21 protein-coding genes and 1 riboswitch are annotated in these 21,061 nt (G+C 63.0%); of the genes, 18 read left to right on the top strand and 3 right to left on the bottom strand.

Features of this window, described 5'->3' with window-relative positions; genetic code table 11:
* Positions 1-99: 99 nt before the first annotated feature.
* The 10 genes from FE782_RS24020 to FE782_RS23975 all read left to right on the top strand — a co-directional run bounded on the left by FE782_RS24020 (position 100) and on the right by FE782_RS23975 (position 12,250).
* A complete protein-coding gene (locus FE782_RS24020; RefSeq protein ID WP_138196890.1) occupies positions 100-480 on the top strand; it encodes a response regulator in 381 nt (126 codons plus the stop codon).
* 148 nt (positions 481-628) lie between these two features.
* Entirely contained in the window at positions 629-1,606 is a 978-nt protein-coding gene (locus tag FE782_RS24015; RefSeq protein ID WP_138196889.1) for a Gfo/Idh/MocA family protein, read from the top strand.
* A 155-nt stretch (positions 1,607-1,761) separates the two neighbouring features.
* Positions 1,762-3,507 carry a diguanylate cyclase gene (locus FE782_RS24010; protein ID WP_158299520.1) on the top strand — a complete coding sequence of 582 codons (1,746 nt, stop codon included), beginning with the start codon at positions 1,762-1,764 and terminating at the stop codon, positions 3,505-3,507.
* Positions 3,508-3,679: 172 nt separating this feature from the next.
* Complete coding sequence (locus tag FE782_RS24005; protein ID WP_138196887.1) at positions 3,680-5,689, top strand: bifunctional diguanylate cyclase/phosphodiesterase; 2,010 nt, start codon at positions 3,680-3,682, stop codon at positions 5,687-5,689.
* Between the two features lie 234 nt (positions 5,690-5,923).
* A complete protein-coding gene (locus tag FE782_RS24000) occupies positions 5,924-6,595 on the top strand; it encodes a response regulator transcription factor (RefSeq protein WP_202914597.1) in 672 nt (223 codons plus the stop codon).
* A 2-nt stretch (positions 6,596-6,597) separates the two neighbouring features.
* Positions 6,598-7,971: a HAMP domain-containing sensor histidine kinase gene (locus FE782_RS23995; RefSeq protein ID WP_158299519.1), complete on the top strand. Its 1,374-nt coding sequence runs from the start codon at positions 6,598-6,600 to the stop codon at positions 7,969-7,971.
* Between the two features lie 61 nt (positions 7,972-8,032).
* Positions 8,033-8,944, top strand: coding sequence for an ABC transporter ATP-binding protein (locus tag FE782_RS23990; protein WP_138196884.1), 912 nt, complete (start codon positions 8,033-8,035; stop codon positions 8,942-8,944).
* Entirely contained in the window at positions 8,941-9,666 is a 726-nt protein-coding gene (locus FE782_RS23985; protein ID WP_138196883.1) for an ABC transporter permease, read from the top strand. Before FE782_RS23990 ends, FE782_RS23985 begins: the two co-directional genes overlap by 4 nt.
* Entirely contained in the window at positions 9,663-10,391 is a 729-nt protein-coding gene (locus tag FE782_RS23980; RefSeq protein WP_138196882.1) for an ABC transporter permease, read from the top strand. The genes FE782_RS23985 and FE782_RS23980 overlap by 4 nt, the downstream gene beginning before the upstream one ends.
* 101 nt (positions 10,392-10,492) lie before the next feature.
* A complete protein-coding gene (locus FE782_RS23975) occupies positions 10,493-12,250 on the top strand; it encodes a glutamine--tRNA ligase/YqeY domain fusion protein (RefSeq protein WP_138196881.1) in 1,758 nt (585 codons plus the stop codon).
* 440 nt (positions 12,251-12,690) lie between these two features.
* Here FE782_RS23975 and sugE read toward each other — a convergent pair whose 3' ends face one another.
* Positions 12,691-13,011 carry a quaternary ammonium compound efflux SMR transporter SugE gene (gene sugE / locus FE782_RS23970; RefSeq protein WP_138196880.1) on the bottom strand — a complete coding sequence of 107 codons (321 nt, stop codon included), beginning with the start codon at positions 13,009-13,011 and terminating at the stop codon, positions 12,691-12,693.
* Between the two features lie 77 nt (positions 13,012-13,088).
* A riboswitch (guanidine-I (ykkC/yxkD leader) is annotated at positions 13,089-13,207 on the bottom strand.
* Between the two features lie 138 nt (positions 13,208-13,345).
* Here sugE and FE782_RS23965 point away from each other — a divergent pair.
* The 7 genes from FE782_RS23965 (at position 13,346) to fdhD (ending at position 19,369) form a co-directional block, all read left to right on the top strand.
* Positions 13,346-13,660, top strand: coding sequence for a PadR family transcriptional regulator (locus FE782_RS23965; protein ID WP_138196879.1), 315 nt, complete (start codon positions 13,346-13,348; stop codon positions 13,658-13,660).
* 19 nt (positions 13,661-13,679) lie between these two features.
* Positions 13,680-14,324, top strand: a complete 645-nt coding sequence (locus FE782_RS23960; protein ID WP_138196878.1) for a hypothetical protein — start codon at positions 13,680-13,682, stop codon at positions 14,322-14,324.
* A 24-nt stretch (positions 14,325-14,348) separates the two neighbouring features.
* Positions 14,349-14,966 (top strand): DedA family protein, encoded by a 618-nt coding sequence (locus FE782_RS23955; RefSeq protein ID WP_138196877.1) that lies wholly within the window; start codon positions 14,349-14,351, stop codon positions 14,964-14,966.
* Positions 14,967-14,993: 27 nt separating this feature from the next.
* Positions 14,994-15,620, top strand: a complete 627-nt coding sequence (locus FE782_RS23950; RefSeq protein WP_138196876.1) for an exopolysaccharide biosynthesis protein — start codon at positions 14,994-14,996, stop codon at positions 15,618-15,620.
* Positions 15,621-15,694: 74 nt separating this feature from the next.
* On the top strand, positions 15,695-16,057 hold the full coding sequence (locus FE782_RS23945; protein WP_138196875.1) for a Na-translocating system protein MpsC family protein: 363 nt from the start codon (positions 15,695-15,697) through the stop codon (positions 16,055-16,057).
* A gap of 127 nt (positions 16,058-16,184) precedes the next feature.
* A complete protein-coding gene (locus FE782_RS23940) occupies positions 16,185-18,536 on the top strand; it encodes an FdhF/YdeP family oxidoreductase (protein WP_138196874.1) in 2,352 nt (783 codons plus the stop codon).
* 5 nt (positions 18,537-18,541) lie between these two features.
* Complete coding sequence (fdhD, locus tag FE782_RS23935) at positions 18,542-19,369, top strand: formate dehydrogenase accessory sulfurtransferase FdhD (RefSeq protein WP_202914596.1); 828 nt, start codon at positions 18,542-18,544, stop codon at positions 19,367-19,369.
* 8 nt (positions 19,370-19,377) lie between these two features.
* Here fdhD and FE782_RS23930 read toward each other — a convergent pair whose 3' ends face one another.
* Positions 19,378-19,857: a glutathione peroxidase gene (locus FE782_RS23930; protein WP_138196873.1), complete on the bottom strand. Its 480-nt coding sequence runs from the start codon at positions 19,855-19,857 to the stop codon at positions 19,378-19,380.
* 132 nt (positions 19,858-19,989) lie between these two features.
* On the opposite strand from FE782_RS23930, the gene FE782_RS23925 reads away from it, so the two are divergent.
* Complete coding sequence (locus FE782_RS23925; protein ID WP_138196872.1) at positions 19,990-20,181, top strand: hypothetical protein; 192 nt, start codon at positions 19,990-19,992, stop codon at positions 20,179-20,181.
* On the opposite strand, the gene FE782_RS23920 is transcribed toward FE782_RS23925, so the two are convergent.
* Positions 20,182-21,033, bottom strand: a complete 852-nt coding sequence (locus FE782_RS23920; protein ID WP_138196871.1) for a serine/threonine protein kinase — start codon at positions 21,031-21,033, stop codon at positions 20,182-20,184. It lies immediately after the preceding gene.
* Positions 21,034-21,061: the final 28 nt, after the last annotated feature.

Below are 21,061 nucleotides of genomic sequence, written 5' to 3'. Positions count from 1 at the left end.
CCCCCGTTCTTTTTTGTTGTTCAGTTTTTGTTCAGCGGGGGGTGCTACAATTGGTAAAAACAAGGAACGGTTGGGAAGCGAGAAGGAGCTGAGTTAGGGATGGCGACGATATTGATCGCGGACGATGCCGCTTTTTTGCGGGTCATGTTGAAGGATCTGTTGGAGAGGGCCGGACATACGGTCGTAACGGAGGCGGCGAACGGCCTGGAGGCGATCGATAAGTATCGGGCGTATCGTCCCGAGCTCGTCATTCTGGACCTGAACATGCCGGAGATGGGCGGCATCGAAGCGCTGGAGCATATCATGCGGATGGACGCGAAGGCGAAGGTCATCATGTGCTCCGCGCTCGGTCACCGGCACTTGATCGTCAATTCGGTCCATCGCGGCGCGAAGGATTATATTCTGAAGCCGTTCAACGCGGACCGGGTGCTGACCGCGGTGGACCGCGTCTTTCACCCGTCCGTCTTGATGGCGGAGTGAAGGAAGAATATAGTCATGCCGGGACGGTTCGTGTAAGATGGGAGCAAAACCATCGAAGGGACCGTGGGGAATAAGGTTCGAGGCGTATTCGGTTGGTCGCCGTCGAAGCCATGCCAACGGAACCCGATGAGGAGGAGGCAAGGCCGATATGACATTGCGAATCGGAATCGCGGGCACCGGTTGGTTCTCGAAGGTGCATGCGGACAAGCTGACGAAGACGGACGGCGTGCGCGTCGCGGCGATCTTGGGCACGACGAAGGAGAAGGCGGAGACGATGGCCGCCGGCTTCGACGCCGCGCGCGGCTACGCGTCGATGCAGGACATGTTGGACGGGGAGAAGCTGGACGCCGTCTATCTATGCGTGCCGCCGATGGCGCACGGGGATATGGAGCGGCAGCTGATCGAACGGGGCATCCCGTTCTTGGTGGAGAAGCCGCTCGGCATCGACGCCGCGCTTCCGAAGGAGCTGCTCGGCCGGATCCGGGACAAGGGATTGATTACGTCGGTCGGGTATCATTTTCGTTATCGAACGATTTCGGAGCGGCTGCGCGCGATCTTAGCGGAGCGCACGGTCGGCATGGCGACGGGCGGCTGGATGGGCGGCATGCCGGGCGTGCCGTGGTGGAGAAGCATGGGAGGCTCCGGAGGGCAGTTCGTCGAGCAGACGACGCATCTCGTCGACCTGCTTCGCTACGTCGCCGGCGAGGTAGACGAGGTGTACGCCGCTTACGGCAGCCGCGCGATGCATAAGACGCACGAGAACGTAACGGTGCCGGACGTCGGCTCGGTCGTGCTGAAGCTGAGCGGCGGCGCGGTGGCGACGATTTCGAATACGTGCCTGCTGCCCGGAGACGCGGGCTCGGTGCAGCTGAGCTTCTTCACGCCCGAGGGGCGCCTCGACTGGACGCCGTCGGGACTGACGGCGATCGGCGGCGGCAGCCGGTCCGACTACACCGACGCGGTCGATCCGTACGCGGCCGAGAACGAGGCGTTCCTTCACGCCGTGCGCACGGGCGACGTCTCGCGCATCCGTTCCGACTACGCGGACGCGTACCGAACGCAGGCGGTGACCGCCGCGGCGAACCTATCCGCCGATACGGGCCAACCGGTGAAAGTCGTTTATTGACCGGACCACGGAAGCCGCTTCCGCGCCTCATGCGCGGCGGCGGTTTTTTCGTGGGCTTTCCCCACATTTGTAATGCGCTTCACAGCAAATTTCCGCCGAAACTCCCATAATAGAAAGAAAGAAGGCCGTAAGGCCGCAGAAACGCGGGGATGGGTATGAGAAAATGGTTATGGGGGCTGCTCGCGCTGCTCTATGCGACGGCGGGCTTCGCGTCCGGCATCGCGTCCGCGGACGATGCGGCGGACGCGGGGGCGACGTTGACGCTGCGCGCGGACGCCCATGAATACGTTCCTATGATGGAATTGTTCCGCGACGAAGCCGGCAGCCGGACGGTGGAGGACATTCGGTCCGTCTACGACGCCGGCTCGTTCGTTCTCGCGGAGGAGCGTACGCCGAACGACGGGTACGGGGCGCCGGTGCATTGGGCGCGGTTCGAAATCGTCAACGAATCCGAGCGGCGGGAGTGGCTGCTGTCGGTGGCGTACCCGCCGTTGGACCGGCTGCAGCTGTATATGATCGATGCGTCCGGGTCGGTCGTCTCGGAGAAGTCGACGGGCGACGCGCTCCCGTTCGAAGAACGGCCGCTGCCGAACCGGAACTTCGTGTTTCCGATGGAATTGGATCCGGGCGAGCGCGCGACGATCTACCTGCGGGCCGAAACGGAGGGCGCGCTGGCGCTTCCCGTCAGCGTCTCGTCGCCGGAGCGGTTCGTCGGCAAGGAGCAATCCGTCGTCTTGCTGCTCGGATGTTATTACGGCATTATGCTCATCATGATTATCTACAACAGCGTCTTGGCCGTCTCGCTGCGTTCCAAGGCGTACTTATATTACGTCTTGATCAACGTCTCTACGTTGTTCCTATACTTAACGTTGAACGGTACGGCGTATCAATACATCTGGCCGGACGCGGTCTGGTGGAACAACCGAGCGATCGTCTTCTTCATTTGCTTGAGCCACGTGGCGGCGCTGCTGTTCACGCGGAACATCTTGAACATGAAGCTGGAGAGCCCGCGTCTGTATCGAGCGTTCACGGGTCTGGTCGTCCTCGAGACCGCAAACGTAGCGGTGCTGTTCGTCGATTATCCGACCGGGCTGCAGATGTCCATCTACAGCATCGTAGCCATTCAGCTGCTGATGATCGCGGCATGCGTCGCCGGCTGGCGGAACGGCTCGCATACGGCGAAGTACTTCCTGCTCGGCTGGGGCGTCTTTATGATCGGGGCGATGCTGTCGTCGCTGTCCGACGCGGGGTGGCTCCCGATGACGTGGTGGACGACGTACGCGTCTCAAGCGGGGTCCGCGTTTCAAGCGGTCGTCCTGTCTTGGGGGCTCGCCGACCATATTCAGCGGATGCGCAAGGAGAAAGACCGCGCGGTCGAGTTGATGAAGGAGTCGCGGCGTCTGGCGGATACCGACGAGCTGACCGGGTTGTACAACCGAAGATACGTGAGCCACGTCTTCGAGGCGGCCACGCGGGCGAGGCCGGGGCGCGCCGTCTCGCTGCTGATGATCGACGTCGACCATTTCAAGAAGGTGAACGACACGTACGGCCACGAGGCGGGCGATCAGGTGCTTCGCGAGATGGGGCAGTTGATGAAGTCCGGCTTCCCGCGGACGGACGTGCTCGGCCGGTTCGGCGGCGAGGAGTTCATGGTGCTCCTGCCGGATACGACGATCGAAGGCGCCCGCATCGCGGCGGACCGGTTGATCGCGGCGGTGCGGGCGCAGCCGTTCGGCCAGCCGAAGGGACAGCCGTTGTACTGCACCGTAAGCATCGGCGTCGCGCAGTGGAAGGGCGGGGACGAGACGTTCCTTCAGCTGATTCGGCGAGCCGACGAGGCGTTATACGAGGCGAAGCGGGAAGGGCGCAACCGCGTATCGATCGCGGGCAAGGCGGGTTGAGGCGCGGCGGCGCTCCGACGTTCCGACGTTCGGGGCGTCGTCTTTTTTCTTTACTCAGCGTTTCGTACGAACGTGGGCTTAAAAATTAGACGTGCGCCAAATTTTGTATCCTACCTTACGAAATCGAGATATTCTGGGAAGAAGCATGAAATGCATTGCAGAGGGGACTGTCATGGCAACGTTGCATGGTCACTATAACCCATGGATCGTATTCTTGTCGTTCGCGATCGCGATGTTCGCGTCCTATACGGCGTTAAGCCTAACGTCGAAAATCATGAGCGCCTCGCGGCGCGCGAAGCCAGGCTGGATCGCGGCGGGCTCGATCGTCATGGGCTGCGGCATCTGGTCGATGCACTTCATCGGCATGATGGCGTTTCATCTGCCGATCACGATCCGATACGACGTTCCGACGACGATCGTCTCGCTGCTGCTGGCCGTCTTCGCTTCGTGCGTCGCGTTCGCGGCGACGTCGACGGCCCGCGTCGGCAAGCGCCGTCTTGCGCTCGGCGGCCTGGCGATGAGCGCGGGCATCACGGGCATGCATTATACCGGCATGGCCGCGATGCGCATGAACGGGTCGATCGCGTACGATAAGGTCGTCTGGACGCTGTCCGCGGTCGTCGCCTTGCTCGTCTCGTATGCCGCCTTGTTTCTGTTCATGCGCTTCCGCTCGCGGAAGGGCATGCGGGCGCGGCGATGGGCGGGCGCCGCCGCGATGGGCCTCGCGATCTGCGGCATGCACTACACCGGGATGGCCGCGGCGAAGTTTTCGGCGGAGCCGGGAACGGCGACGGGCGAAGGCGTTACGAACTTCTCGTTCTTATTGATCGGCGTCGCGCTGACGATATCGATCATTCTGTTCTTGTCGTGGGTGGCCGTCTATTTCGACCGGCATGTGTTGGAGCGGATGGCCTACAGCGATCCGTTGACGGGCTTGCCGAACCGCCACGTGCTCGACCGAGTGTTCGAGGAGCTCCTGTCGGAGCGGGCGGGAAAAAAGCTGGCCGTCTTGTTCCTCGATCTGGATCGATTCAAGACGATCAACGATACGCTCGGTCACGACGCGGGCGACGAGCTGATCCTGCAGGTGAGCGGGCGGCTTCGGGCGGGTTTGTCGCCCGGGCAAGCCGTCTACCGCCTCGGCGGCGACGAATTTCTGCTGCTGCTGCCCGGCAGCGAACGGACGGAAGCCGAAGCGCTGGCGCTGCGTCTGCTGCAGGAGATCAAGGCGCCGTACCGGATCGGCGACAACGAGCTGTATATTACGGCCAGCATCGGCATCAGCTTGGCGCCCGAGCATGCGAGCGATCGGTCCTCGCTGATGAAGGCGGCGGATACGGCGATGTACGAGGCGAAGCGGGCCGGGAAAAACCGGCACGCCGTCTTCGACGCCGAACTCGGCCGACGCATGGAGCGCAAGCTGCGGCTCGAGAAGGATTTGCGCAAGGCGATGGCGCTCGAGGAATTTTACGTCGTCTACCAGCCCCAGTGGCACTCGACGGCCGAACGGCCGATCGGCATGGAGGCGCTCGCGCGGTGGAGGCATCCGGAGCTGGGCGTCGTCTCTCCGGCGGAATTCATTCCGCTTGCGGAAGAGACGGGATTGATCATTCCGTTGACGCGGTGGGTCATGTTCGAATCGTGCCGCCAAGCCGCGGAATGGCGCCGGGACGGTTGGGCCGAGGCTTGCGTGTCCGTCAACTTGTCCGTGCGCGTGTTCGAGAGCCAGCATCTGTTCGAGATGACGACCGGCGCGCTGGGTGCGGCCGGTCTCGAGCCCGAGCGGTTGGAGGTGGAAATCACGGAGTCGTTGCTGCTGTACAACGTGCAAGAAATCGTTCATCAGCTCACCGAGCTGCGCGCTCTCGGCGTGAAGATCGCGATGGACGACTTCGGCTCCGGGTATTCTTCGCTGGGGTCGCTCGACCGGCTGCCCCTCGATACGCTGAAGATCGATCAATTGTTTATCCGGGAGAGCAACATATCGTCCAAGCAGGCGATCCTGCAGGCGATCGTTACGCTGGCGTCGGAGCTCCGGATGGAGATGGTGGCGGAAGGCGTCGAGACCGAAGAGCAGATCGCGCTGCTGCGCGACGCCGGCTGCCATGTGATGCAAGGGTATTATTACGGCAAGCCGATGGAAAAGGAAGCGGTTCGCGAGTGGCTGGCTTCGCGAGGGTGAGAGGCGGCAGGCGCTTTGCGGCGCGAACCTATGAGAGCGGTCCGACGACAAGTCGGGCCGTTTTTTTATGCTGCGGGACCCGGCGGGGGATGAAGCGATGCGCTCGGACGCTCCTTCTCCTTAAATTTCCTTCGCTCCCTCGCCATTGCTCATAACCTGTCCGGCGCCGGCGCGCTTGTACAACGCCGACGCTTTTCCTTATACTGGGTTCGAACGATAGGAGGCTGCATCTGTATGGCAACGGTATTATATATCGAGGATGATACGGAAATCGCCGGATGGGTACGGGAGCATCTGGAGCGGGCCGGACATAAGGTCGTCTGGCTGCCCTCCGGGGAAGGGGCGATAGAACGCGCGCGGGACGCGGACGTCGTCGTGTTGGACGTCATGCTGCCGGGGCTCGACGGATTTACGGTCGGCCGGCGGCTGAAGGCGGAGGCGCCGGCAAGGCCGATCCTCATGCTGTCCGCGCGGGCCGCGGTGGAAGACAAGCTGACCGGCTTGCAATTCGCGGACGACTACTTGACGAAGCCGTTCCACCCCGAGGAGCTGACGGCCCGCATCGACGTGCTGCTGCGCCGCGCCGGGGCCGGCGCGCCGGAGGAGCTCGCCGTCGGCCACCTGTCGGTGCGCATGCGGGACAACGTCGTCGTCGACGGGCGGACGGGCGAGGAAATCGCGCTCACCGGCAAGCAGTTTCATATTTTCATGTACCTGCTGCGGCGTCCCAATCAAATCGCGACGAAAGAACAAATCTACGAGGCGGTGTGGGGCGAGCCGTATCTCGACGGGGATAAGACGTTGATGGTGCATATCCGGCATCTGCGGGAGAAGATCGAGCTCGATCCGGCCTCGCCGACGATCCTGGAGACGATCCGTGGGATCGGCTATCGGGTGAGGCTATGAAGGTGAAGAAGAGGCACTCGCTGCTGTGGAAGTATCTGCTGCTGATCGCGGTCGCGGTCCTGCTGCTGCCCGTCGCGTTCACGACGATCACGATCCTCTTCTACGAGCCGTCTCGCGGCGTGCTGCCGGACGGGAAGGGGGACTTCCTGTCGGCGCTCGACGTCGAAGCGCTGTGGCACGAGGAGGCGCGGTCGCTCGAGGCGGCGCCGCAGGCCGACGTAGCGGCGAGCCTCGAACGGTGGCAAGCCGAGTACCCGGATTCCACCGTCGTCTGGGTGGACGCCGAGGGGCGGAGGGTCATGCAAGCCCCTGATACGGCGGGCTACCCGGCGTCTTGGACGAGGGCGGAGACGATCCGGTTCATGAAGGACGGGTATGACGCGGATCCGTTCACCGTCGTGGCGCAGCTCGGCACGGAGGGCGAGAGAGGCTTCTTGGCGCTTACGGTGCCGCGCCGCGTGTTCGAGTCCGAACCGGTCAACCGATACGGCCTGGGCGAATACAGCGCGATCGTCGGCACGTTCCTCGTGTTGGCGCTGTTCATGGCGGTGTCCGCCATGTTCTTTTACCGCGTGCGGGGGCGGCTGCTCCGGTTGCGGGACGCGATGACGTCGCCGTCCGCGCCGGGCGGGCTGCCGGAGCCGGTAGCCCCGAAGCTTGAGGACGAGGTGGGCCAGCTCGAGCGGGCGTTCAACGACATGCTCGCGGAGCTGACCCACAGCCGCGAGCGGGAGCGGGAGGAGGAGGCGCTTCGCCGGGAGCTGATCGCCAGCCTCTCGCACGATCTCCGGACGCCGCTGACGGCGATTCGCGGCCACGCGTACCGTCTGGCGCAGGAGGCGTCGACCGAGGCCGGCCGGGAGTCGGCGGCGCTCATCGACCGCAGGATCGGGCAGATGGACCGGCTCATCGACAATCTGCTGTCGTACACGCTGCTCTCCGCCGGCAAGTACCCGTTCCACCCGAAGCCGACCGACGTCGCTCGCCTCGTGCGCACGTCCTGCGCGGGCTGGTACGCGACGTTCGAGCGGGAAGGGTTCGAGATCGACGTCGAGCTGCCGGAGGAAGCCGTCGTCTGGGAGATCGATCCGGGCTGGATGGAACGGGTGCTGGACAACCTGTTCCAGAACGTGCTGCGTCATGCGAAGGAAGGCCGATACGTCGGCGTGCGGCTTAGCGTCGACGGGCGGGGCGAAGCCCGGATCGCGATCGCCGACCGCGGCGGCGGTATGGAGCGCGGCTCCGGCGAGAAGGGCGCGGGCATCGGTCTGTCGATCGCGGAGCTGATGCTGCGGGAGATGCGGCTTCGCTGGACGTTCGAGAGCGGCCCGTCCGGCACGACGGTGACGATCGACCGAAATTTAAACGAATCTTAACCTTGGCCCCTCCTTCGTCTTAACCTCGGCCCGATATGATAGGGGGCGAGGTGAAGAGAAGATGGAATGGATCGTGGAAACCAAAGGATTGACGAAGCGCCTCGGCGCGAAGACGGCGGTGGATCAGGTCGATCTCCGCATCGGAAAAGGCGAAATCTACGGCTTCTTAGGCCCGAACGGCGCCGGCAAGACGACGACGATTCGGATGCTGCTGGGCCTTATGCGTCCGACGTCGGGCGACATCCGCGTGTTCGGGATGGGGCTGAAGAAAGATAAGCTCGCGATTTTGAAAAGGATAGGCTCCTTAGTAGAGAACCCCTCCTACTACGGACATCTGACCGCCTATGAAAATTTGGAAGCGGTCCGGCGCATTCTCGACGCGCCGAAGCGCCGTATCGACGAGGCGCTTAAGACGGTGCGGCTCGACAAGGAAGCGCATCGTCCGGTCAAAGGCTTCTCGCTCGGCATGAAGCAGCGGCTCGGCATCGCGACGGCGCTGCTCGGCGAGCCGGAGCTGCTCGTGCTCGACGAGCCGACGAACGGGCTCGACCCCGCGGGCATATTGGAAATCCGCGAGCTGATCCGCAGCATGCCGAAGGAATACGGCATGACGGTGCTCGTCTCGAGCCACCTGCTGTCGGAGATCGACCAGACGGCGACGCAGGTCGGCATCATTTCCGGCGGCCGGCTCATCTTTCAGGATTCGATTCTAGCGCTGCGCCGCCGGTCGCAGTCGAGCATCCGCATGACGGTGGACGATCCGGCGCGGGCGCTGGAAGCCTTGTCGGAGCCCAACTTCGGGGCGGAACGGACGGAGACCGGCATCAGCTTCCGCTTGACCTCGAACGAGGCGGTGGCGGCGGCGGTCGAACGGCTGGTAGCCGCCGAGGTGTCCGTCTATCGCGTGGAGGAGTCGAAGACGTCGCTGGAGGACATCTTCCTCGAGCTGACCGGCACGGGGGCGAGCTTATGAGCGGGGGCTACGGACGCGCGCTTCGCGCGGAGCTCGCCAAGCAGCGGCGGACGTTCGTCTGGGGACTCGTCGCGCTCGGCCCGATCGGCGTCGTCGCGCTGCAGGCGGCTAATTACGCCGTGCGCTACGATTATTTAACGAATTTGTACGCGGACGACCCATGGGGCGGCCTCGTCGGCAACGTGAAGTGGCTCGCGGTCCCCGCGCTCATGGCCGGCCTCGCGATCGTCGCTTCCATGCTCGCGGGCTACGAGCACGCGACGAACGCCTGGAAGCAGACGCTCGCGCTGCCGGTGTCGAAGACGGCCGTATACACGGCGAAGGTGTCCGTGCTGACGATGCAGTTGCTTGCGTCCTGTACGCTGCTCGCGCTCGGCACGCTCGTCCTCGGCGCCGCGCTCGGCCACGACTTGACGGGGGCGCCGTTCGCGGACGTCCTTGCGATGTCGTACTTGCCGCTCGTCGCCGCGCTTCCGTTCCTCGCGCTGCAGACATGGCTCTCGACTGTCCTGCACAACCAGGCGGTACCGTTGACCGTCGGCATTCTCGGCACCGTGCTGGCGATGTATTCGTTCGCCTTCGCGGATTGGGTGCCGTACAAATGGCTCTATGTCGGCGAGACCGGCTGGCCGGTGCCGTTGACGCTCGCGCTCGGCGCCGGAGCGGGGCTGCTGCTGTACGGGCTCGGCGCGGCGCATTTCGGAAGGAGGGACGTGCGATGACGTTCCACAACGTATTCGCCGCGGAGCTGCTGAAGCTCCGCAAGTCGCCGATCTGGCTGCTGGCGCTCGTCAGCCCGGCGCTGATGACGCTCGTCAGCCTCTTCGAAGCAGCGGAAGGCGGCGACCCGTGGATCGGCACGCTGTCGAATGCCGCGCTGCTGCACGGTCTCTTGTTCCTGCCGCTGCTCTCGGGCGTGTTCGCCGCCTTCGTCTGCCGCTTCGAGCATGTCGGCGGCGGCTGGAAGCAGCTGCTCGCGCTGCCTGTCTCGCGCGGCGCCGTCTACCTGTCGAAGTACGCGATCGTTATGGGCGTTCTCTTGCTGACCCAGCTGTTCCTGCTCGCCGGCGTGCTGATGGCGGGTGCGATTCGCGGCTGGCCGACGCCGATCCCGTGGGACGTGTTGGCGCAATCGCTGCTCGGCGGCTGGGCGGCGTGCCTGCCGATCGCGGCGCTGCAGCTCGGCGCGTCCGCCTTGTGGCAGAGCTTCGCGGCGCCGCTGGCGCTGAACGTCATTTTCACGCTGCCCAGCATTCTTATCGCCAACTCCGAAACGTACGGCCCGTGGTACCCGTGGGCGCAGCCCGCGCTTGCGACGATCCCGTGGGCGGCGGACAGCTTCGGCGCGTTCGAGGCGCCGTACGAGAAGCTCATGCTCGTCGTCGCCGGCAGCTTCGTCTTGTTCTTCGCGGCGGGCTTCGCGTATTTTCAGCGGAAAACGGCGTAGCGGCGCGAATCCGTTTTTTATTTTCCGTCGGTTTATGGTACGATTTAGGGATTAGCATAACCGACGATATAGAAAACGGGATCGCAAAGGATGGGATAGCCATGCCAGAACGTACCGAACGTACGGAAGCAACCGAGCGAACGGAAGAGAACTCCAACTTCATCAAGACGATTATCGTCGAAGACCTGAAGGCGGGCCGGGCGAAGGAGATCGTCACGCGCTTCCCGCCGGAGCCGAACGGCTACCTGCATATCGGCCACGCGCGGTCGATCGTCCTCAACTTCGGCGTCGCCGACGAGTTCGGCGGACGGACGAACCTGCGGTTCGACGACACGAATCCGGTCAAGGAGGACGTCGAGTACGTCGAGGCGATCAAGGAAGACGTGAAGTGGCTCGGGTACGAGTGGGACGGGCTGTTCTTCGCGTCGGATTACTTCGAGGAGATGTACGACCGCGCGGTGCTCTTGATTAAGAAAGGGCTCGCTTACGTGGACGACAGCACGGCGGATCAAATCCGCGAGATGCGCGGCACGCTGACCGAGCCGGGCCGGGAGAGCCCGTACCGGAACCGCTCCGTCGAGGAGAACCTGGACCTGTTCGCGCGGATGCGGGCCGGGGAATTCCAGAACGGGCAGAAGGTGCTCCGCGCTAAGATCGACATGAAGTCGCCGAACATCAACATGCGCGACCCGGTCATCTACCGGATTTCGCACGCGCATCACCATAACACGGGCGACAAATGGTGCATCTATCCGATGTACGCGTACGCGCATCCGCTCGAGGACGCGATCGAAGGCGTCACGCACTCGCTCTGCACGCTCGAGTTCGAGGATCAGCGCCCGTTCTACGATTGGGTCATTCGCGAATGCGAGATGCCGCACGTGTCGCGACAATACGAATTCGGCCGGCTGAACCTGACGAACGCGGTCATGAGCAAGCGGAAGCTGAAGCTGCTCGTCGACGAGAAGGTCGTGGACGGCTGGGACGATCCGCGCATGCCGACGATCTCCGGCTTCCGCCGCAAGGGCTTCACGCCGAAGTCGATCCGCGACTTTATTACGGCGACGGGCATCTCCCGGGGCAGCGGCGCGGTGGACGCGCGCATGCTCGATCATTACATCCGCGAGGATCTGAAGCTGGCCGCGCCGCGCACGATGGCCGTGCTGGACCCGCTGAAGGTCGTCATCACGAACTACCCGGAAGGGCAGGTCGAGATGTTGGAAATCGAAAACAACTCGGAAAACCCGGAGCTCGGCTCCCGCAGCATTCCGTTCTCGCGCGAAATCTACATCGAACGCGAGGATTTCATGGAGACGCCGCCTCCGAAATATCACCGATTGTACCCCGGGAATGAGGTGCGGCTGAAGTCCGCGTACTTCATCAAGTGCGAAGAAGTCGTGAAGGACGAGGCGGGCAACGTCGTCGAGCTTCGCTGCACGTACGACCCCGAGACGAAGAGCGGCACGGGCTTTACCGGCCGCAAGGTGAAGGGGACGATCCACTGGGTCGAAGCGACGCGCGCCGTGCCGGCGGAATTCCGTCTGTACGAGCCGCTTATCTACGACGAGGACGGCGAAACCGACCCGGACGCCGAGGCGGCTCCGGCGGGATCGCTGGAGGCGGAGGGGGAACGGCTGGCGGGCGCCGCGGGCGCCGATAAGTCGTTCCTGAATCGGATCAATCCGAATTCGCTCGTGACGGCCAACGGCTTCGTCGAGCCGGACATGAAGGACGTCGCCGCACACAGCAAGTTCCAATTTTTCCGCCACGGCTACTTCAACGTCGATCCGAAGACGTCCGCGCCGGGGCGGCCGGTGTTCAACCGGATCGTGTCGCTGAAGAGCTCGTTCGAAGTATAACGCAGGACATGGCCAAGCGCCGGTCGCCCGATTCCGGGGGATCGGCGTTTTTTTCGCTCGAAGATAAATGGTGTCAAAATTTGAGCAGTTGAGCGAAATGGTATCAAATTTTGAGTAGTTGGCGCGAAGAGAGGCGAGAAGGCTGGGCGACATCGTGCGGAATATGAGGCGGGTGCGGCCGGCTTAAGACGTAAAAAGGAGCAGCTAGCCGAAATGGTATCAAAATTTGAGCAGTTGTCGCGAAGAGAGGTGAGAAGGCGGGGCGACATACTACGGAACACGAGGTGGCCGCAGCCCGCCGAAGACGCAAAAAGGGGCAGCTAGCCGAAATGGCGTCAAAAATTGAGCAGTTCGGCGAAATGGTATCGAATTTTGAGCAGTTGGCGCGAAGAGAGGCGAAAAAGGACCGTCCGACGGGAATCGGATGGTCCTTTTCCAATTTAGTGGCCGGACGTCACTTTGAGGCCGACCAGGCCGATGAGAATGAGCGCGAGGAACAGCAAACGGAGCGCGCTGACGGGCTCGTGCAGGGCGACCATGCCGATCACGGCCGCGCCGAGCGCGCCGATGCCGGTCCATACCGCATACGCGGTGCCGATCGGGAGCGTCTTCGTCGCGAGCGCCAGCAGATAGAAGCTCAGGGCCATGAAGGCGAGCGTGACGAGAGACGGATAAAGACGCGTGAAGCCGTGGGACGCCTTCAGAGCGATCGCCCAGACGACCTCGAAGACGCCGGCCGCGAGCAGGTAGATCCACGCCATAGAGCAGCAACCTCCTTTCTCGAAAGCCCGGGCAAGCGAACGAACGCAAAAAAGAAGCCCGAGACATATCGTTAGATATCTCCCGGGCTTTTATCCCTCCGTGTACGCGAGGCAATCCCATGCCCCCGCGCGGCTTTCTCTCGGACCGTACCGAATCGCGCGCCGCGCGTCTCGAGGAACCCTAGAAAGCCTACAAGAAGCATCATATCACGAGAAGAAAACATGAGGGAGTCCTTAATTTTTATAAGTATATTGCATTGTTAGGTAGTGTGGGATATACTTGCTAACGAACTACTCAATGTCGTTGAGTAATCGATGTAGGGGGAAGCGCCTCTTGAATGCGGAAATGCTGAAAGGAACGATCGACCTTCTCATCCTGTCCGTCCTGACGGCGAAGGATAACTACGGGTACGAGATTTCGAAATCCATTAAGGAGCGCACGGAAGGGATGTTCGAAATTCAAGAGGCCACGCTGTATTTAGCCTTGAAGCGACTGGAGAAGCAGGGCGCCGTGTCCGCCTACTGGGGAGACCAGAGCCACGGCGGGCGGCGGAAATACTATGCGTTGACCGAAGACGGCCGGGAAGCGCTGCGGCAATCGATTGCCGACTGGAAGAAGACGACCGAGATCGTGAATCGGTTTATTTGAACGATTCGGAGGTGAAACGATGAAACTTCTGGCGCGTAAAATTTTCAGTATGGGCGAAATCAAACACGTCTGGCTGCTGCTGCTCTCCGTCGCGATCTGCGTCGTCACGTTCGCGATCGACGAACGGGTGAATCCCGGCGATCAGCTGTGGCTTTCCGTTTCGTATTTCGCCTCTTTCACGGCGGCCGCGGCTTGGGCGGCGGCGAATTACGTCGGACATCTGCGCATGAACCGCCTGTTACGGAAGCAGACCGACATCGGCGCGTATGTGGATCAGTTGGCGTTGAGCGCGGACGACCGGCAGGAGCTGCGGAACTATCTGGAGGATTTCGCGGCCGATCTGGAACGGCAAGGAAGGCGCAAGGAGGACGCGGCGAAGGAGGCCATTACGCAGTTTAAGGTGAAGGAACTGCTGTCCATGTCGAAGTACTCGAGTCCGTTCGAGACGCACGGGCACCATTATTTGCTCGGCCTCTCCGGCCTCACGCTGACGGCGGCCGCCGCTTTCGCGGCGATCGGTCACGCGCTGCCGACCCGGTCGTTGTTCGCGCTTATCGCGACGACGGTCGCGGCCGTATACGGATTTTGCTTCCTTGCGTTGTTTTTCTTGTATAAAGTTATGGACAATGTCCTATATCGGAAAGTTAGAGATTATTTCGGCTAAGAGACGAAGGAGCGGGAGACGAACATGGAGCATTGGATCGCGGAAGTCATGGACGCTTACGGGTATATGGGTATTTTCTTATTGATCGCGTTGGAAAATTTATTCCCGCCGATTCCCTCGGAGGTCATCTTGACGTTCGGCGGGTTTATGACGACGTCGACGGATTTGACGCCGATCGGGGTGATCGCGTTCGCGACGGCCGGGTCCCTCGCGGGCGCGATCATACTGTACGGCATCGGCCGCATCTTGTCGGCGGAACGGCTCGAGGCGATCGTCGTCAAATACGGCAGGGTGCTTCGCCTGAAGCCGGAGGATATTCGGAAGGCGGACGCCTGGTTCGACAAGCACGGGCCGTGGGCCGTGTTTTTCGGCAGACTCGTGCCGCTCGTCCGCAGCTTGATCTCGATTCCGGCGGGAAGCTCGGGCATGCGCTTCCTTCCGTTCCTGCTGCTGACGACGATCGGTTCGTTGATTTGGAATACGGCGCTCGTCTACGTGGGCGCCGCCGTCGGGGATTCGTGGGAGACGATCGTCGCGTACATGGACGTATATTCGAATATCGTCTACGTCGCGTTAGCGTTGGGCGCGGTCGCCGCGGCGGTCTGGTTCGTTCGCAAGCGGGTCGCGAAGAAGGCGGAGTAACGGAAACGGGACCGTAAGGAGAAGGCTATGGGGAAGGCTTCGAACGAGGAACAAGCGAGCGTATCCGCGCTCGTCGGCGAGCTCGCCGCGGCTACGCCGCCGGAAGGGCTGGAGATGGACGAGCTGTTCGAGCGCATCGGCCGGGAAGGTCTGTTGATCGCGGTCATGATCTTGACGGCGCCCTTCTTGCTGCCGGTGTCGATCCCGGGCATGAGCACGCCGTTCGGCACGCTCATTATTTTGATCTGCCTCAGCCTCGTCACCGGCGGGCCTTTGCGCTTGCCGCGCCGCCTCGGGCGGCTTCGCGTCAAGCAGAAGCATATGCGGACGATCGCCGACAAGGCGGGGGCCCTGCTGCGGCGGCTGGAGGCATGGGCGAAGCCGCGATGGGGCGCCTTGACGGGGACGCGGACGCTTCGCGCGGCGCATGCGGTCGGCATCGTCGCCGGCTCCGTCGGGATGATGCTCCCGCTGCCGATGCCGCTGTCGAACGCCATCCCGGCGTACGCGATCGTCTTCTTCGCGCTCGGGCTGCTCCGCCGCGACGGCGTGCTCGTCCTCGCCGGCTACGGAATGCTGGCCGCGACGTTCCTGTACTTGGCCGTCGTGTACGCCGCAGCGTTCGCCGGCCTGCGCGCGCTCCTCGGCGGATAGAAGAGGCGAGCCTTACCCGTTGTCATGCAATCGCTCTCATGCTAAGATAATGCTGACATGAGAGGCTGATTCCGATGAATAAATACGAAGCTGAGTTCAGCAATCTGGTGCGCGCGTTTCGCAAGCGGCATATGGGGAAGGGTCCCGGGCACATCCGGACGACGTTCTGCAAGCAGTGGGCGATCTGCGAGATGGAAGGCAACCTGTCGCCGGTGGAGAAGTTCATCGCCGAGCACGACGAGGGGAAGCCGATGCTCCGCGCGGCCCGTACCGAGATGGTGAAGCAGCTGTACCGCAAGCATCCTCCAGTCGAGATGGAGGCGTTCCTGGGCGCGAAGCTCGTGGACCTGTTCGTCGACATCGACATCGAGAAGGATTTCGGCATGTCCGTATTCGTGTTCGACGCGAATATCGAAGAGAAGTTCGGCAGAGGTTGAATCCGTAAGGTTGGCACTTGGCAGCGATCCTGCTCTAGACTAACCGCTCACGGCCGTTCCCAACCGGGATGGTTTCGTGCGCGGTTTTTGCGTTTTTCGGATGTTTTTTAAGGGAGGAAATCCAATCATGGGGAAAACGAAACACGACGGGCCGCAGAAGCTTCCCTTCGCTCCGGACCCGCGGCTGTGGGTCAGTCCGGTGCCGTTCGGGCTCGGGAAGGTGAAGCCCGCGCATATTCGCGAGACGTTGAAGGTCGCTTGGGACAATCGGGACAATCTAGGGTACGCGGCGCGCATCTTGACGCAGGGCGTCTGCGACGGCTGCGCGCTCGGCGTGGCGGGCTTGAAGGATCGGACGCTCGCGGGCCCGCATCTGTGCACGACGCGGCTGAACGTGCTGCGGCTGAACACGATGCCGGCGATCCAACCGGACGTCTTGCACCAAGACATCGACGAGCTGCGGAAGCTCGACAGCGCGGAGCTGCGCCGGCTCGGGCGCATCCCGTATCCGCTGCTGCGGCGCAAGGGGGAGCGGACGTTCTCCCGGGTGTCGTGGGACGAAGCGATGGATCGAATCGCGGCGAAGATGAAGCGCACGCACCCGAAGCAGACGGCGTTCTTCCTGACGGCGCGGGGCATCACGAATGAAGTGTACTATACCGCCGCGAAGGTCGCTAGATTTCTTGGCGTGAACAACATCGACAACGCCTCGCGCATCTGCCACTCGCCGAGCAAGACGGCGCTGAAGCGGTCGCTCGGCATCGGCGCGTCGAGCTGCAGCTATTCGGATTGGATCGGATCCGACGTCGTCGTGTTCTGGGGGTCGGTGGCGGCGAACAATCAGCCGGTGTCGACGAAGTATTTGTACGCGGCGAAGCGGCAAGGGACCAAGATCGTTATGATCAACCCGTACCGCGAGCCTTCTATGGAAAAGTATTGGATCCCGTCGATCCCGGAGAGCGCCTTGTTCGGCACGAAGCTCGTCGACGACGTGTATCAGGTCAACATCGGCGGCGATATCGCGTTCATGAACGGCGTCATGAAGACGTGGTTCGAGATGGAGGCGGAGCGTCCGGGGTCGGCGGTCGACCGCGCGTTCGTCGAGGCGCATACGACCGGCCTCGAGGCGCTGCAGGCGCATGTCAAGGCGCTGGATTGGTCGGCGCTGGAAGCGTCCGCGGGCATGACGCGCTCGCGCATGCGCGAATTCGCCGAGCTGCTGGCGCGGTCGCGCTCCGGCGTGTTCGTCTGGTCGATGGGCCTCACGCAGCATCGGTTCGGCACCGACAACATCTCGCAGGTGGCGAATCTGGCGATGCTGCGCGGCTTCCTCGGGCGCAAGCATTGCGGCGTCATGCCGATCCGCGGGCATTCCGGCGTGCAGGGGTCCGGGGAGATGGGGGCGGACCCGTTCTCGCTGCCGGGCGGCGAGTGGGACCCGGCGACGATCGAGCGCATCGAGAAGCTCTGGGGCTTCCGGCTGCCGCGGTGGCAGGGCGATATCGTAGGCGTGTCCTTAGAAAACGCGGCCCTTCCCGACGACGACGCGCGAAAGCTGCGCATCTTCTATACGTCGGGCGGCAACTTCCTCGAGACGATGCCCGATCCGGACTTCGTGCGCCGCTGTCTCGAGAACGTCGACCTGCGGGTGCACCAGGACATCATCTTGAATACGTCCACCTTGGTCGATGCGCGCGAAGAGGTCATCGTGCTGCCGGCGATGACGCGATACGAGCAGCCGGGCGGCGGTACGTCCACGTCGACGGAGCGGATGGTGTATTTCTCTCCGGAAATCGAAGGCCCGCGCATCGAGGAAGCGCGCGCCGAGTGGCGGATTTACGTGGATCTGGCGCGTCGGGTGAAGCCGGAGGAAGCCGAGCGCGTCGCCTTCGCGTCGGCGGAGGCGATCCGAGCGGAGATCGCGCTCGCGAACCCGTCGTACGACGGCATTCAGCATCTGCGCCGCAAGGGCGACGTCTTCCAATGGGGCGGCGCGTGGCTGTGCGAGGACGGCGTCTGCCCGACAGCCGACGGCCGGGGGCGTCTGCTGCCGATCGCGCTGCCAGAGACGCGGCGGGAGGAAGGCCGTTACTTCCTCACGACCCGTCGCGGCAAGCAGTTCAATTCGATGATCTACGGAGAGAAGGATCCCTTCAACGCCGCCGACCGCCGCGACGTGCTGCTCCATCCGTCCGACGCGGCGGCTCGCGGCATCGCCGACGGCGACGGCGTCGTGCTCCATAACCGCTACGGCGTCTTCCACGGCCGGGCGAAGCTCGCCGACACGCGGCCGGGCAACCTCGCCGTCTATTGGCCGGAAGGCAACGCGCTGCTGCCGAAGGGCGTATACGAGCCGCATGCCGGCATTCCGGAATACAATACGACCGTCGCATTGGAGAAGGCGGACGCTTATCATGCAGGGAAAGACATGCGGTACGCGGAGAAGCGGATCGAAGACTTGGAGACGGAAGTGAGCTGAGCGGGATGGAAAACGGAGAGATTCACGACGACGCTTACGCCTCCGTGGACGCGGACGCGGCGGAGCGGCGCGCCGTCGTGCGCTACGACGTCTCCGGCTTCCGCGAGACGGAGGATTGGATCGCGGTCGAACGGCCGCTGACGATCCTGCTCGACGGCGCGGAGTTCGCCACGATGGTGTGCACGCCGAGCGACCTGGAGGAGCTTACGTATGGCTTCTTGGCGTCCGAAGGCATCATCCGCCGGGCGGACGAGGTCGCGTCGCTCGCGATCGACCCCGTCTCCGGCTTCGCTCGCGTCCAGCTGCGCAATCCGCGCGCCGCCGGCAAGGACGCCGTCTCGAAACGGTTCATCGGCTCCTGCTGCGGCAAGAGCCGCCAATTCTACTTCGTGAACGACGCCCGCGCCGCGCGTACGTCGACCAGCCCCGTGAAGCTGACCGTGCGGCAGTGCGTCGACCGGCTGCGCGAGCTCGAGGACGCGTCGGAGGCGTTCCGGCGGACGGGCGGCTTGCATAACGCGGCGCTGTGCTCGCCGGATCGGTTGCTGCTCGCGAGATCCGATATCGGCCGCCACAACGCCCTCGATAAGCTGTACGGGCGCTGCCTGCTCGAGAACCTCCCGACGCGGGACGCGATCGTCGCGTTCAGCGGCCGCCTCTCCTCCGAGGTCGTCCTGAAGGTCGCGAAGCTCGGCGCCGGCGTCGTCCTGTCGAAGTCGGCGCCGACGACGCTCGCCGTCGAGCTCGCGCGCGACCTCGGCATTACGGCCGTCGGCTTCGTTCGAGGGGCGTCGCTGAACGTGTACTCGCACCCGCATCGGATCCGGGAGTAGGGAGAGGGTTACCCCAAATATTTCTGAATATCGCGTTCCAAGTCTTCCGGCTTGTCGGTGGACGCGAAGCGCGTTACGACGTTGCCTTCGCGGTCGACGAGGAACTTCGTGAAGTTCCACTTGATCGACCTCGTGCCGAGAATGCCGGGCGCCTGTTTGGTCAAATACTTGAACAGCGGATGCGCGTCGTCGCCGTTCACGTCGACCTTCGCGAACAACGGGAACGTCACGCCGAAGTTCGTCTCGCAGAAGCCGGCGATCGCCGCCTCGTCGCCCGGCTCCTGCCCGCCGAATTGGTTGCAAGGGAAGCCGAGAATTTCCAGGCCCGCGTCGCGGTATTTCTCGTAAAGCTCCTGAAGGCCCTTGTATTGCGGGGTGAAGCCGCATTCGCTGGCGGTGTTGACGATGAGCAGCACCTTGCCGCGATAGTCGGACATCGAGCGCTCTTCGCCTCGAATCGTTCTCGCGCTGAAATCGTATACGGACATCGGATCAGCTTCCTTTCGCTCGCGCCGTAGCGGGATTGTTCGATAGTGTCAACGTACCAAAGTCGTTCGGGAAACGCAACCGGACAAGAGGACCTCTCGTATAAGTAATCAAAAGGCTAGGAGGGCTCGACGATGTTGAAGAGATTGTTGAAGACGCTTCTCTCGTCCTCGCACAAGAAGCATCACGGACCGCACTACGGCGGATATAAGAAGTTTAGCAGCAGCGATCATTTCCATAAGCCGACGTACGGGGTACCCCCGAAGCACAATCAATACGGCCACGGCTACTACAAGAAGAAGGGATATTCCAGCTACAGCAGTTAATTAATGCGCGGAGGCGCGGATCGCGGCGTCCAAGTCGTCGCGCAGCTCCTCGGCAGAGGCGTAAGGCTGTTCCGTCATGAGCGATCGGCGGAGCAGCCTTTTCGTTTCCGGGGCGAGTCCAGCGAGTTCTTCTTCCCAGCTGCGCTCCTCGCGGGTTTCGGGATATGAGCTGTATAGCAGAAAAAGAAGCAGGTGCCCCATCGCGTAAAAATCGCTCGTCACGTCGACGCGCCGCCGGAGTTTCTTCTCCATCGGATCGTCGTCCAGAACGTCGTCCGGCACGGGATCCGGCGTTCCGGGCGCTAGATCGCGAGCCAGCCCGAAATCGATCAAGTGCACGCGCTCGCCGTCTACGATGACGTTGGCGATCCGGATGTCGCGATGGACGATGCCCGCCGCATGGATATCGGCCACGACGTCGATCAGCCGCCGAAGCAGCAGCAAAGCTTCCGCTTCGGTGAACGTCCGTTCCTCCTCGAACAACAGCTTCTCGAGACTAAGGCCGGGTACGTATTCCATCGCGAAGCAGAACGCGCCGCGGTATCGGAAGCGATCCAACAGACGCGGCACCGAGGGGTGGCTCAGCCGTTCCAGCATCGCGGTCTCCAGGCTGTATACCGCTTCCGTGCGGAGCGCGCCGCCGCGCAGCGGCTGGACATGCTTCAGCACGCACGGCCGGTCTCCCGCGCGGCGGTCTCTGCACAAGTAGGCGAGGCCGTAGCTGCCTTCGCCGATCGGCTTAACGATCGTATACCGTCCCTTGACGACCGCGCCGGGGCGGAACCAGGACAGCACCCTGCGGCGCTTCCAGCCGTTCCATACCCGGGCGGCGGCGTGCTTCCACGTCGGCATGCTTCATCGCTCCTTTCTTCCAGTTTAC

This window comes from Paenibacillus antri, assembly GCF_005765165.1.
GTDB lineage: Bacteria > Bacillota > Bacilli > Paenibacillales > YIM-B00363 > Paenibacillus_AE > Paenibacillus_AE antri.
Note: the sequence above shows the minus strand (reverse complement) of the source record. Positions and strands in the feature narration are given on the sequence as shown.

What these genes read in the sequence shown, in the direction of transcription:
- FE782_RS23940 (WP_138196874.1), top strand. Translation starts at nt 16,185, where the DNA reads ATGGGGAAAACGAAACACGACGGGCCGCAGAAGCTTCCCTTCGCTCCG.
- FE782_RS23985 (WP_138196883.1), top strand. Translation starts at nt 8,941, where the DNA reads ATGAGCGGGGGCTACGGACGCGCGCTTCGCGCGGAGCTCGCCAAGCAG.
- sugE (WP_138196880.1), bottom strand. Translation starts at nt 13,011, where the DNA reads ATGGCGTGGATCTACCTGCTCGCGGCCGGCGTCTTCGAGGTCGTCTGG.
- FE782_RS23920 (WP_138196871.1), bottom strand. Translation starts at nt 21,033, where the DNA reads ATGCCGACGTGGAAGCACGCCGCCGCCCGGGTATGGAACGGCTGGAAG.
- FE782_RS23925 (WP_138196872.1), top strand. Translation starts at nt 19,990, where the DNA reads ATGTTGAAGAGATTGTTGAAGACGCTTCTCTCGTCCTCGCACAAGAAG.
- FE782_RS24020 (WP_138196890.1), top strand. Translation starts at nt 100, where the DNA reads ATGGCGACGATATTGATCGCGGACGATGCCGCTTTTTTGCGGGTCATG.
- FE782_RS23975 (WP_138196881.1), top strand. Translation starts at nt 10,493, where the DNA reads ATGCCAGAACGTACCGAACGTACGGAAGCAACCGAGCGAACGGAAGAG.
- FE782_RS23945 (WP_138196875.1), top strand. Translation starts at nt 15,695, where the DNA reads ATGAATAAATACGAAGCTGAGTTCAGCAATCTGGTGCGCGCGTTTCGC.
- FE782_RS23960 (WP_138196878.1), top strand. Translation starts at nt 13,680, where the DNA reads ATGAAACTTCTGGCGCGTAAAATTTTCAGTATGGGCGAAATCAAACAC.
- FE782_RS23950 (WP_138196876.1), top strand. Translation starts at nt 14,994, where the DNA reads ATGGGGAAGGCTTCGAACGAGGAACAAGCGAGCGTATCCGCGCTCGTC.
- fdhD (WP_202914596.1), top strand. Translation starts at nt 18,542, where the DNA reads ATGGAAAACGGAGAGATTCACGACGACGCTTACGCCTCCGTGGACGCG.
- FE782_RS23955 (WP_138196877.1), top strand. Translation starts at nt 14,349, where the DNA reads ATGGAGCATTGGATCGCGGAAGTCATGGACGCTTACGGGTATATGGGT.
- FE782_RS23990 (WP_138196884.1), top strand. Translation starts at nt 8,033, where the DNA reads ATGGAATGGATCGTGGAAACCAAAGGATTGACGAAGCGCCTCGGCGCG.
- FE782_RS23930 (WP_138196873.1), bottom strand. Translation starts at nt 19,857, where the DNA reads ATGTCCGTATACGATTTCAGCGCGAGAACGATTCGAGGCGAAGAGCGC.
- FE782_RS24000 (WP_202914597.1), top strand. Translation starts at nt 5,924, where the DNA reads ATGGCAACGGTATTATATATCGAGGATGATACGGAAATCGCCGGATGG.
- FE782_RS24010 (WP_158299520.1), top strand. Translation starts at nt 1,762, where the DNA reads ATGAGAAAATGGTTATGGGGGCTGCTCGCGCTGCTCTATGCGACGGCG.
- FE782_RS24015 (WP_138196889.1), top strand. Translation starts at nt 629, where the DNA reads ATGACATTGCGAATCGGAATCGCGGGCACCGGTTGGTTCTCGAAGGTG.
- FE782_RS23980 (WP_138196882.1), top strand. Translation starts at nt 9,663, where the DNA reads ATGACGTTCCACAACGTATTCGCCGCGGAGCTGCTGAAGCTCCGCAAG.
- FE782_RS24005 (WP_138196887.1), top strand. Translation starts at nt 3,680, where the DNA reads ATGGCAACGTTGCATGGTCACTATAACCCATGGATCGTATTCTTGTCG.